Below are 12,275 nucleotides of genomic sequence, written 5' to 3'. Positions count from 1 at the left end.
GGGAGTTCAACCACTACGTCGTCTTCGACGGGCTGTGGCGGGGTGGGGTGGACGTGGTGGACCCGGCGCTGGGGCGGCGGCGGTTGTCCTGGGACGAGTTCCGCGACGCCTTCACCGGCGTGGCGCTGCTGTTCGAGCCCACGTCCGCGCTCCGGGGAGGCCACACGCGGCCGGCCCTGTTGCGCCGCCTGCCAGCCCTGCTGCGCGGGCACGCAGGCAACTGGACACGCATCTTCGCGGTGTCGCTGGTGCTGCAGGTGCTGTCGCTGGTGCTCCCGTTCCTCACGGGCATGGCGGTGGACCGGGTGGTGCCACGGCAGGACACGAGCCTGCTCGCGGCGCTGGGGGTGGGCGTGGGGCTGGTGCTGGTGTGCCACGTCCTGGCCACGTCGCTGCGCTCGGTCCTGCTGGTGCGGCTGCGCGTGGAGCTGGACGTGGGCATGGCGGGCCAGTTGGTGCGGCACCTGGTGTCGCTGCCGTATGCGTTCCTCCAGCAGCGCTCGTCGGGCGACCTGATGATGCGCATCAACAGCCTGGCCATCATCCGCGAGGCGCTGGGCGGGGCCACGCTGGCGGTGATGCTGGACGGGCTGCTCATCCTCTCCTCGGTGGGGATGCTGGCGGGCCTGAGCCGGCCGCTGCTCCTGGCGGTGGGGGCCGTGGCGGCGGCGCAGGTGCTGGTGCTGTTCTTGACGCGGCGGCGGCGCGAGGAGCTGCTGGCCAGCGAGATGCACGCGCAGGCGAAGTCCCAGGACTTCACGGTGGAGATGCTGTCCGGCTTGGAGGTGCTGAAGTCCTCGGGTGCGCAGGGACAGGCGGTGGGGCACTGGGAGGAACTCTACACGAGGCAGCTCAATGCCTCTTCGCGCAAGCGCTACTACCAGGGCGTGGTGGACGCGCTGGCGGCGGGGCTCCAGGTGGGAGCGCCCTCGGTGTTGCTGGGCACGGGGCTGTGGCAGGTGTTGCGCGGTGAGCTGACGCTGGGGGCGATGCTGACGGCGCAGGCGCTGGCGCTGGGCGCGCTGGCTCCCCTGGCTTCCCTGGTCGCGGTGGGTGGGCAGTTGCAGCTCGCTGGCGGCTACATGGAGCGCATCGACGACCTGCTGGAGACGTCTCCGGAGCAGGACGCGCGAAAGGTGCGGCCCGCGCCGAAGCTGGCGGGTGGCATCACGGTGGAGGGCGTCCGCTTCCGCTACGGAGCGCTGGAGTCACCGTCCCTGCAGGACGTGACGCTGAGAATCGCCCCGGGGCAGTGGGCGGCCATCGTCGGTCCCTCCGGTGGTGGCAAGTCCACGCTGGCGCGCGTGCTGTTGGGGTTGTACCGGCCGGGGGCGGGGCGGGTGCTCTTCGACGGGATGGACCTGACGGAGCTGGAGAGCGACTCGGTGCGCCAGCAGCTGGGCATCGTGGTGCAGGACACGCGGCTGTTCAACGCGTCGGTGCGCAGCAACATCGCCTTCGCGGATCCGTCCATCCCGCTGGCGGCCGTGGTGGACGCGGCGACGCGCGCGGGCATCCACGAGGACATCCTCGCGCTGCCGCTGGGCTACGACACGCCCCTGGGAGACCAGGGGGCCAGTCTGTCCGGAGGGCAGCGGCAGCGGTTGGCCCTGGCGCGCGCGCTGGTGCGCCGGCCCTCGGTGCTGCTCCTGGACGAGGCGACGAGCGCGCTGGACGCCGTCACCGAGCGGCGCGTGCAGCAGGCGCTGCAATCCCTCTCCTGCACCCGCGTCACCATCGCCCACCGCCTGAGCACCGTGGCCGGCGCGGACATCCTCTTTGTCATGGAGAAGGGCCGCATCGTGGAGCAGGGCACGCACGCGGAGCTGCTCGCACGAGGCGGGGCCTACACGCGGCTCGTGCAGGCCCAGCTCGAAATGCCCTCACGCCCCGAGGTGACGAAGGTGCGCGCTCAAGGCGCGTAGGTCTCCGTGTGGGAGAGGGCGCCGCCATTGAACCCGCCTACAACGAGCACCTTGCCAGAGGAGAGCAGGGTCGCGGTGTGTTGGTTGCGGGCCGTGGCCATGGATCCCGCGGAGGACCAGGCGTGGGTCACCGGGTCATACAGCTCCGTGGAGTCCAGGTAGCTATTGAAGCCCCCTGTCACGAACACCTTGCCAGAGGTGAGCAGGGTGGCGGTGTGGAGGGCGCGGCCCGTGACCATGGTACCGGCGGAGGCCCATGCGTTGGTGGCCGGGTCGTACACCTCCGAGGCGGAGAAGTAGCCAGTGTATCCCCCGGCGACCAGCACCTTGCCGGAGGCGAGCAGGGTGGCGGTGTGCTGGTAGCGGGCCGTGCTCATGGCGCTTACCGAGGACCAGTCGTTGGTGGCCGGGTCATACAACTCCGCGGAGGCCAGTGAGTTGCCATCGAGGCCCCCCGTGACAAGCACCTTGCCGGAGGGAAGCAGGACGGCGGTGTGCTGGTAGCGGGCCATGGACATGGGGCCCGCGAAGGACCAGGAGTCGGTGGCCGGGTCATACAGTTCCGCGGAGGACAGGGCGCCGCCATTGCCGTAGCCCCCCGTGACGAGCACCTTGCCGGAGGGGAGCAGGGTGGCGGTGTGCTGGTAGCGGGCCGTGGCCATGGGGCCCGCGAAGGACCAGCCGTGGGTGTCCGGGTCGTACAACTCCGCGGAGGCCAGGGCGCTGCCATTGAAGCCCCCCGTGACGAGCACCTTGCCAGAGGACAGCAGGGTGGCCGTGTGATGGAAGCGGCCCATGGCCATGGGGCCCGCGGAGGACCAGCCGTTGCTGTCCGGGTCGTATACCTCTGACGAGGTGCCGCCATTGTAGCCCGCGGCGACGAGCACCTTGCCGGAGGCGAGCAGGGTGGCGGTGTGGTTGTAGCGCCCCGTGGCCATGAGGCCCGCGAAGGACCATCCGGTCACGCATGTTTGCAGGCCGGAGGGGGAGAAGGACTTGGAGGCCGAGATGCCGTAGGCATTGGTGACGACCACGGTGATGGAGGGGGGCGGGCCCGTCACCGCGCAGGAGGGCGCTGTCCATGCGACCTGGCTGGTATTGGCGGTGCTCTGTACCGCGGACAGCGAGCCCATGTTGGCGGTCCAGGCAAACGTCATGGAGCTGGACTGCGGGTCCATGGCCGTGACGTCAAAGGTCACCGTCTGGCCTGGAGAGGCGGAGGTGGCGGACTGGTAGAATTGGGTGAAGAGGGGGGCGAAGCGCTCGGTGGATGAGGCCGCGACGCAGAGGTTGAGCGAGCCCGTGGTCTGCCCACCCCGGTTGTCTTGCACCGTGACGGTGAGTCGGCAGTTGTTGCACGCGCTGGCTGGAGCGGAGGAGGGGATGAAGGACGCGGTGCTGGAAGTCGCATCCGTCCAGGTCCCGGGGCAGGTCGCGGCCCACTGGTACGAGAGTGCATCGCCATCCGCATCCGAGGCATTGACGGAGACGGCAGTGGGCTGCCCCGCATCGAGCCGGCTGAGCGAGGCCGAGACCTTGGAGACCACCGGCCAGAGGTTGAAGGAGACGTCGATGGCCGCGTCGCCGCTGGAGGTGCTGGAGACGACGTTGACGGCGAGGGAGACGGAGGCGGCGGCACCCTGCGAGTCCGTCACGGTGAAGACGAGGGTTTGGATGCCAGACGCGGAAGGCGCCGTCCACGAGGAGGCGCCGTCCGTGGGGGCGGAGAACGTGCCGCTGGAGGCCGTCCACGCAAAGGTGAGGGTGTCCCCGGTGTTGGGGTCATGGGCCGCCGCGGTCAGCGAGAGTGAGCCGCCAGCCTGGACCGTGGTGGTGGAGGCGACGACGGAGTCAATGAGGGGGGCTTCATTGCCATACGGAGCGGGTGGGGCAAGCTCCTGGAGGGTGATGACCACGGTGGTGGTCTGGTTCGCGGCAATGGTGACGCCGGAAGTCTGGCCCTGGAACCGCCGGGTGCCGGAGGCGTCGAAGGCTTCGGCAAGGAAGGAGTGATTGGCGCCAGCGGGGATGTCTCCGATGAGTCCGCCCCAGGAGCCGTTGGACCGGCCCAGGTCGATGACGCGGGGAGGCATCTCCGCCGTGGAGAGCGTCACCTTGACGCGAGAGACCTCCTGGGAAGAGAGGGCCTGCTGGACGGAGGCCGCGAATTGGACGGAGCCGGCGGGCCGAGCGCTGCAGGCTGCCAGGGAGAGCAGGAGTACGGTGGCCAAAAGGGCAATGCGACTAAAGGGGGGCATGCCTTGAAGAATCCAATACATGGAAGATGATGCAAGAAACCCAAGGGCAACCGATGAAAGGTGAGGCCGTCATGAATGCGAAGAATTCCTTCCGACGCTACCGAGCGCTGTCCCTGCTGCTGGGAGGGTTGCTGCTGACGTCCTGCGAAAAGGACCCGGCGAAGCCCGATCCAGTTCCGGACGCCGGGTCGGGAGTGATGAATCCCGGGACGCACGGCGAAGGGGAGCTCACGGAGGAGGGGCAGCGGGTCCGCTACGAACTGGCCACGAAGGCCGGACACTTCTACCGGTTCAGCTGCCAGGCGGACACCCTGTCTGGATGTGTGGTACGGAGGCTCGATCCGGAAACGCTGGAGCCCCTCCCGATCAGCGGGAACTACGAGTTCAGCTACGCTACCTGGCGTGCGGCAGTGGACGAAACCGCCATCGTGGACGTGGGTGCGTCCCGCCCTTCGCAGGCCCAGGTCGGCCGGTATACCTTTGACTTCTCCGAGACCGAGGACGCCGAGCCCAACACGGCACAGGACGCCATTTCCAAGGAGGTCCCGTCGGACTTCACCGGCGTCTTGAACGCCCCGGATGACGTGGATGTCTTCCGGTTCTCCATTCCAAAGGGGCGCATCCTGGGGGTGGTCTGCGGCGTCAGGGTGGGCGGCCCAGGCCCCCAATCGGCGATCGTGAGGGCGGATGGCACCGTGCTCAACACGTTTGTCTATTCGGGCTCCAGGTACGGGGAGAAAGCGCTGTCCGCCGAGAACGACACCGGAGAGGACCTCTTCCTGCGAGTCTTCTCCTGGGTGGGAGGTGTGGGGGACTATCACTGCAAGACGACGGACGACGGAGTGGACGATCATCCGGATGCGCTGCCAGAGGCCACGGTGGTGACGGTGCCCTCGACGACCGACGTGACGTTCTGGCCCGTGGGTGATGTGGACGTGCTCGCGGTGGACCTCGTGGAAGGTCACACGTACCGGGTGAACTCGAACGGATTCTCCTTCTATCCCTCCACGACGGTGCTGGATGCCCAGGGCACCGTCCTCGCGAAGGACATCGAGGACCCCGATAGCTTGAGTCTGATTGCCGAGTTCACGGCGCCTTCCACCGCGCGCTACTTCCTCTCGCTTCGTCGCCTCCAGGGGTTCGGTGTCTACGTCACCTACTACGACACGGAATTCACATACAGCATCTCCGATGTCACGCCGTAGCCCTTGAGCGGGGCTTCGGGCGTCAGCGGCTCACAGCGCCTCGCGCAGGTTCTGCTCCGCGATGCGAACGAGCTGGGTGACGCGCTTGTGGAGCCACAGGCCGAAGGGCTGCACGCGCTCGCGCTTCATGGGCCTGGGGAGCTTCTCCATGCCCTCGTCGAACGGGATGATGGCCAGCTCGCCGGTGGCGGACACCACGCGGGGGTCGAACGCGAAGGACCTGGAGGTGTGCCACCCTCCGTGGAACACGAGGAGCTCCTCCAGGTCCGTATTTCCGGTGGCTTCGACGAGGTCGTCCATCGCGTAGAGGTCCTCCGCCACCTCCAGGCAGCTCCAGCCTCCGCCGGTGACGTTGCCGCACAGGAACATGGGCAGGTCCTGGTCGGCTCCGCTGCCCACAATCCAGGTGATGGAGCCATACACGCGCAGGAAGTAGTCCCAACTGGACTCGCGCTTCTTCGGCCTGCCTGGCTTCGCAGTCCTCCAACGACCGATGCGCGCCTTGTGCATGCGCTTGAAGAAGGACGCATGCTCCTCGGCCGTGGCGATGCGCTTCTTCTCCTTCTCGGCATCAAGCTGCTCCGCGACGAAGTGCCCCGTGGGAAAGCGCTCGTGCAGGTCCTTCAGCATCGAGATGGCCACGTCGACGGCCTCGAAGGCGTCCTGGGGCTTCGGGAAGGAGGGCCCCTTGGGCAGGGGCGCACGCCTGGGCGCGCCGGGTGCGGGCTTGGGCTCCGGATTGGAGAACCTGGCTTCGGTGAGCTCGATGTTTCGGAGCACGAAGCCCGCCTTCTCCTTGGCACGAACGCGCTGCTCGGCCCGGGCAAGGGCGGCTTCACGGCTCGCGAGGGTCGTCTGCTCCGAGTAGTCCTCGAAGACATGCTCGCCGTCCACGCGGACCTCCCAGTACTTGTCCGGAGCCCGGTGATACTGGCGGCGAGTCACGAGCTTCTTCGTCGCGTTCCACGGCGCGCCGTCCTTGAAGCCCAGCTTGCGGTAGCGCGCCAGCAGGTCTTCGACGCGGGAGGTCTCGATGCGGGAGACGAGGTGCGCGCCGTTCAGCGTCCCTCGGCAGACGAGCGACTGCGCGCCACGCACCTCGACATCGACGTGGAGCAGGGTGCTGAGCCGGTACAGGGTGTGCCGCTGCTCGACGGGCGCGAGCCCCTGGAAGACGTTCGGGTCCTCCCGGGTGAGCGTGCCCTCGCTCCAGACACGCAGGGCGCCGCCCTGGTTGTAGAGCCAGACCTCGTCCTTCGTGTCGAGCTGGGGATCCGAGTACCAGATGGGATCCCCGCCATTGAGCTTCTGCAACCGCTTCCAGTCGGGCATGGGGCCTTGTCTCACGCGCGCTCGGGACGCGTAAACCCGAGCGACGCCCGCCCCAGCATGCCTCAGGGTTCGCTCCGCGGCTGCAGCGTCCAGGTGAAGGTGGCGTCCGCGTAGGGGAACGTCCCGGACAGCTCACCATTGGGCTTCGCGAGCGGCGGTGAACCCGAGTCCGTGAAGAGGATGTTCCCGGGGGCATCCTTCTCCGGGCCCCGGCAGTCCGGGCCACCGCTGACGGCGATGTCCACGATGCGTCCATCACCAATCGCCGACGTGTACGAGCGCGAGGCGTGCGACAGCCAGTCCTGTCGGCGTAGTCGTGCTCGAGCTGCAGCGCTTGTCCATACACCTGGTCGATGGCCCAGTTCGCGGTCGCATCGCGGATCCATCCGTAACGGGGCTGCGGGCCCTTCGTCTTGTAGGACCACTGGATGGCGTGCATCAGCTCGTGTGTCACCGCACCCTTGAGCGCGTCGTTGGCAAGCCCATCCGGCACCAGGATGTAGGTGGCGGCCTGCGTGTTGTCCAAGCCCTCCGGGACGGTCAATCCCCGGCCGGTCATGTTTCGGGAGCTGACGGACATCCAGGTGGGTGCGCAACGGGCGGAGCGCTTCTTCATTCCCAGCGGCTACCAGGCGGATCCCCACTGATCCGGATCCGGCAAGTGAAGGTGACAACACGCCCGCCCGGCGATTCTTGACAGCATCACCTGCACGCGGAGAGGGTGCACGCCCGGCGCCCCCTCCAGCCCTGGCGCCCCTCGCCTGAAAGGTCCCGCGTGTCCGCCTTCTCCGCCGCCCACCTCGCCACCCTGGGGTTGCTGTTGCTCTCCGCGCCCCCGGCCCGCGCCCAGGCGACCGAGCCCGAAAAGCCCCCGGAGCCCCCCAGCATTCAGCTCTCCGAGGAGGGCTACATCTTCTCCACCGCCGACAAGGCCTTCGTGCTGAAGATCCGCGGACAGCTCCAGGGGGATGGCCGCTTCTACATTGCGGACTCGGACCGGAGCGCCAACAACACGTTCCTCATCCGCCGCCTGCGCCCCTTCCTGGACGGGACGCTCTTCGGCTTCGTGGACTTCCGGATCATGCCGGACTTCGGCGTCAATCAGCCGCTCATCCAGGACGCGTATATCGACCTGCGCCCCGTCGAGTGGCTCCGCCTGCGCGCCGGCCGCTTCAAGACGCCCTTCGGGCTGGAGCTGCTCCAGGCCAACACGGACGTCCCCTTCATCGAACGCTCGCTCACCTTCGACCTGGTCCCCGTCCGCGACGCCGGCCTGCAGCTGTACGGCGACATCGCCGGGGGGCGCCTCAGCTATGCGTTCGCGGTGGTCAACGGCGATCCCGACGGCGCCAGCATCGACGTCAACACCGACGACAGCTTCGACCTGGTGGCCCGCGTCTTCGCCCAGCCCTTCAAGGGCGATACGAACTCCGCGCTCCAGGGCCTGGGCCTGGGCGTCGCCGTCTCCCGGGGCCTCCAGTTCGGCACGCCCTCCTCCACCACCTCCAATACCGGCCTGGTGCCGCAGCGCAGCACCGGCCAGGAGATCATCTTCAGCTTCCTGAACAATGGGACGACCGGACCGACCGTCGTCGCGGACGGCGAGCACGTGCGTCTGTCGCCCCAGGGCTACTTCTACTGGGGCCCGGTGGGGCTCCTCGCGGAGTACGTCCTGTCGTCCCAGGAGGTGAGCGTCGGTGACCAGCGCGCGCGCCTGCGCCACCACGCGTGGCAGGCCTATGCGTCGTATGTGCTGGGCGGGGAAGCGTCCTTCACGGGCCCCAAGCCCCACCGCCCCTTCGATCCCAAGACAGGCAAGGGCGGCGCGCTGGAGCTCTCCGTGCGCTACCAGGGCCTGGACATGGACAACGACGCGTTCCCCATCTTCGCGGACCCCACCGTCTCCGTGAGCCAGGCCCGCGGCTTCGGTGTCGCCGCCCTCTTCGCCTTCAACCGGCGCGTGCGCGTCGCGTTGAACTATCACCACACGACGTACGTGGGCGGGGCCCTGGACGGTGACAGGGAAGCGGAGAACGTCGTGATGTCCCGGTTCCAGGTCGCGTTCTGAGACACGGGCCGTCTACCGCGGTCCCCCGGCGGATTCCTGAAGGCGCGTCAGGCCCGGAGCAGGCCCGATGTGCACCTGCGTCACGACCTGCGTTTCATTTCCCGCTGCATCCGTGGCGCGCACCAGCAGCGGGACGGATCCCCGGTTGACCAGGTCCACCGTGTGGCTGACCGTGCCCGTGCCGCTGTCCAGCATGGTGGTCTCCAGCCACTGCGTCGTCACACGCGTGGGCGTGGCGTCCTGGACGGAGGCGGTCACGGTCACCAGGGGACTGGAGAGCGTTTCGTCCCCCCGCGGAGCGAGGATGGCGAGGACGGGAGGCGTGAGGTCCACCGTCACCGGCAGCTGCTTTCGCGTGACGGCACCGCTCGAATCGGTGGCGGTCAGCTCCACGACATGGGGGCCTTCCCCCAGGTTCAGGAAGGTGAGGACGAAGCCTCCGCTGAGGTCCGGCGTCACGGGGATGGGGGCGCCCCCGTCCACCTGGAAGGAGGCCTGGGTGACGGGTGCGCCGCCGGGACGGGGCGTGGTCCAACCGCAGGCCATGAGGGTCGTCTCCCGAGTGTATCGCGGCAGGTTGCACATCGTGACGTTCAGCGTGTCGTCCGGCGGGGGCTCCGTGACCTGGATGGTGGAGACACACTGCACCTGATTCCCGCCGACGTCCGTGGCGGTGTACGTCACCGGCGTGGTGCCCACCGGGTACATGCCAGCCGCGGGGCCGGAGACCTGGGGCGGCGCGCAGGAGTCCTCCGCGGTGGCCACGCCCGGCGTCACCAGGGCGCCCTCCGGGCCCGTGCCCTGGACGGTGATGGGCGCGGGGCAGGTGAGGGTGGGCGGCTGCGTGTCCCGCACCGTCACGCTGGCCGTGCACGACGAGCCGAGTCCCTTGCTGTCCGTGCACGTCAGCGTCGCCGTATGCGAGCCCAGCGCGTGCGGACAGCCAGGGGTCTGCACGCAGTTCACGGTGTCGCCCGTGTCCGGGTCGAAGGAGCCGTCATCCACCGAGCCGCAGCCGCTGCACGCGCTGTTGGCGGGAACGATGATGCCCTTGCAGCGGGCCACCGGGGGCTGGTTGACACAGAAGGCTCCGGGGCAGCTCGGACCGTCCGCCGGATCATCCCAGACGAGCTGCTCGATGGCGCTCGCGGGCTCGCTCATTCCTTCGGTGAAGGCGAAGACCTGGATGCTGTTGTCGCAGGCCTGCAACGGCACCTGGAAGGAGAAGGTCGGGTCGAAGCCGCAGTCGGTGCAGAGCGTGACGTCCGGCCCTCCGTTGAGCCGGTACCAGACGCGGTCCACCTGGGCGGGCCGGCTCTTCACCTGTCCGGAGACCTGCTTGGAATCCGATGCGGCGCATCCCGCCAGCGAGGCCAGGCTGACGGACAGCGGAGGCACCAGCTTGAGCCGCTGTCCACACCCCAGCGTCACACCGATGGGCGCGAAGCTGGCTTTGTTCACCGCGCCCGAGTCGCTCACCATGAAGGCGCCGGGCTGGAGGGTGAAGGTTCCCTGGGGGAGTGCCATGGAGATCTGCCCGCTCGTCTGCGCGTACGAGGCGGGATTCGGCGTGTTCCAGACCGCGGGCGTCCCGTAGGCGGTTCCCGAAGCCACGTAGGCCGCTGGCTGGTTGCGCCAATCCCTGCCGGTGTAGCTGCCGGACACGTCCGCGAAGGGATTGAAGAAGCGGCCCGTGGTGGAGGTGTATTGGATCTGCACCTCGTTGAAGCAGTACTCGTGGTTGATGCGCAAGCGCTGTTCAGGATTGAGCCGGGCGCTCCTGGCGCCATCAATCGTTGAGCGCAGTGCGAGCGCCCCGTAGCGGAAGCGCGCCGGGTCATACAGCCCAGGCCGGGTGGTGAAGGGGCCGCTGCCGGTCGGCTCGGACCAGAAGCTCAGGGCGAGCTTGTGCTGGGTCCAGTCCAGGACCAGCAGGTCGAAGGTCAGGGGCAACACCTGCTCATACGTGGAGACCAGCTCGCCCAGGTTCGCGTCGAAGGTGCCGGGGAAGGCGGTGTGGCTGGAACCGCCCGAACCGGTCGTATGGAAGTAGGTGCCCCTGCTTCCAATGGCCGTGGAGTCGGGCACGCCATCGCCATTGCTGTCGTGATCCCCCTCGAAGTAGAGCGCCTGGAGCGAGCTCCAGGCCCCCGGATGCTGGCGCATGAAGGGGTCCGCCAGATGGACGGAGCCGTAGAAATAGGCGGGGTGCATGTCATAGGCGTGGCGTGTCTGCCCATTCACCTGCCGCGTCAGCGGCATCGGTGGGCCCTCGGTGACGGACACCGGGAAGGCGTAATAGGGCGTGTTGACCTGCGTGAAGTTCCGCCCTGAGCGCAGGCTGGCCCTGGCATACGTTGAATAGGTGCCGACGGTGAGGTTGGGGCTCGTCCACCAGCTCCCGGCATCGTTCACGGGAGACCAGCCGCCGGGCAGGTTCAGGGTGTGCGCCTGGGCGGGCCCACCGAAATAGATGCTCTTGGAGGAGGCGGTCTCCCCGTGGATCTCGAAGGCACCGGTCAGGCCGCCGAGCGCGGGGGGAACGGGAGTCCCCACGGGAATGCACGCCTGGACGATCTCATCGCAACCCGCGGCGAGCTGCACGGGATACGTGCTCCTCACCGGTCCCGTCGAGGTACTGACGCTGTAGGCGAGCGAGGCGGTCTGGCTCGTGCCGCCCGCCACGTAGTGGATGTAGCGCCCCGCGCCCCAATCCGACAGATACAGGCCGCCGTCGAGCCGGACGTCCCTGACCGCCGTCAGGGTCTGGCAGGTCGCATCCGTTCCGAACTGGAACTGGACAACGCCAATGCAGCTCTGGACCGTGACTTCCGTGGGGGCGGGCTGCACCTCGACGGGCCGGACCGTCACCCCGGACATGACAGGGATGGCGTAGGTCCCCCGGCTGGCGCTGAGGTTGTAGACGACGCCCGGGTTGCCGCCAGCCCCTGCCTCGACCTGCATCTCGAAGCGGAACTCCGAGGGGCTGACCCGCACGGTGGAACTGGTGGTGGCACTGAAGCCCGGAGGCGATGTGCTGGATACGGAAACGCTGTTGGAGCCGTGGATCCACGAGTCCGTCGCCAGCAGCGCCAGCACCTGCGGATTCATGTTGGTGAGTCGCACCGATCCCTGGAGCACGTTCGACTCCAGCTCCACCACGCCCCCTGCGTCGAGCGCGGCTTCCTTCTGGGCGAAGAAGTCACCGGAGCCCTCCTCTGGCGCTCGCTCCTCACATGCGACCAGCCCCGCCAGACATGCGAGGACCGTGGAAAGTCTTCCGAGTTTCAAAATCACCAGGTCACCGGGCCTTCACTGACAGTGGGTTTGCGACAGACGGGCGGCGTATACGGAGTATGTGTATTGAATGTCAAATGCGTGGCGGGACGAGGGGTTGAGTCCAGCTCCACCCGCCTGGGTTGGCGCAGCCCGGGATGCTCGCGCTGATCCATGATCAGGCAGGACAGACGAGGGCAGGGCAGTGGTA

General features: G+C 68.1%; 8 protein-coding genes. 4 read left to right on the top strand and 4 right to left on the bottom strand.

All coding sequences use genetic code 11. The annotated features are described in order from the left end of the window. On the top strand, positions 1-1,925 hold a 1,925-nt coding region (locus D7Y21_RS14780; protein ID WP_147469284.1), incomplete at its 5' end, for a peptidase domain-containing ABC transporter. Here D7Y21_RS14780 and D7Y21_RS14775 read toward each other — a convergent pair. Beyond that, a complete protein-coding gene (locus tag D7Y21_RS14775) occupies positions 1,913-4,183 on the bottom strand; it encodes a kelch repeat-containing protein (RefSeq protein ID WP_121713898.1) in 2,271 nt (756 codons plus the stop codon). The two genes, D7Y21_RS14780 and D7Y21_RS14775, sit on opposite strands and share 13 nt — an antisense overlap. Positions 4,184-4,254: 71 nt before the next feature. On the opposite strand from D7Y21_RS14775, the gene D7Y21_RS14770 reads away from it, so the two are divergent. Beyond that, complete coding sequence (locus tag D7Y21_RS14770) at positions 4,255-5,388, top strand: hypothetical protein (protein WP_147469283.1); 1,134 nt, start codon at positions 4,255-4,257, stop codon at positions 5,386-5,388. Positions 5,389-5,418: 30 nt separating this feature from the next. Here D7Y21_RS14770 and D7Y21_RS42695 read toward each other — a convergent pair whose 3' ends face one another. Beyond that, entirely contained in the window at positions 5,419-6,720 is a 1,302-nt protein-coding gene (locus tag D7Y21_RS42695; protein WP_233612107.1) for a hypothetical protein, read from the bottom strand. A 62-nt stretch (positions 6,721-6,782) separates the two neighbouring features. After that, positions 6,783-6,965, bottom strand: a complete 183-nt coding sequence (locus tag D7Y21_RS14755; RefSeq protein WP_120562818.1) for a hypothetical protein — start codon at positions 6,963-6,965, stop codon at positions 6,783-6,785. 270 nt (positions 6,966-7,235) lie between these two features. Between D7Y21_RS14755 and D7Y21_RS43330 the strand changes: the two genes are divergently transcribed. Both D7Y21_RS43330 and D7Y21_RS14750 read left to right on the top strand, forming a co-directional pair. Beyond that, a complete protein-coding gene (locus D7Y21_RS43330) occupies positions 7,236-7,367 on the top strand; it encodes a hypothetical protein (RefSeq protein ID WP_255427321.1) in 132 nt (43 codons plus the stop codon). Positions 7,368-7,495: 128 nt separating this feature from the next. Further along, positions 7,496-8,788, top strand: a complete 1,293-nt coding sequence (locus D7Y21_RS14750; protein ID WP_121713894.1) for an OprO/OprP family phosphate-selective porin — start codon at positions 7,496-7,498, stop codon at positions 8,786-8,788. 12 nt (positions 8,789-8,800) lie between these two features. On the opposite strand, the gene D7Y21_RS14745 is transcribed toward D7Y21_RS14750, so the two are convergent. Continuing rightward, positions 8,801-12,085 (bottom strand): hypothetical protein, encoded by a 3,285-nt coding sequence (locus D7Y21_RS14745; RefSeq protein WP_147469282.1) that lies wholly within the window; start codon positions 12,083-12,085, stop codon positions 8,801-8,803. Positions 12,086-12,275: the final 190 nt, after the last annotated feature.

The organism is Corallococcus sp. AB045 (assembly GCF_003668895.1).
Taxonomy (GTDB): Bacteria; Myxococcota; Myxococcia; order Myxococcales; family Myxococcaceae; genus Corallococcus; species Corallococcus coralloides.
Note: the sequence above shows the minus strand (reverse complement) of the source record. Positions and strands in the feature narration are given on the sequence as shown.

Excerpts from the sequence above, each read along its gene's own strand:
- D7Y21_RS42695 (WP_233612107.1), bottom strand. The coding sequence starts at position 6,720 with ATGCCCGACTGGAAGCGGTTGCAGAAGCTCAATGGCGGGGATCCCATC.
- D7Y21_RS14770 (WP_147469283.1), top strand. The coding sequence starts at position 4,255 with ATGAATGCGAAGAATTCCTTCCGACGCTACCGAGCGCTGTCCCTGCTG.
- D7Y21_RS14775 (WP_121713898.1), bottom strand. The coding sequence starts at position 4,183 with ATGCCCCCCTTTAGTCGCATTGCCCTTTTGGCCACCGTACTCCTGCTC.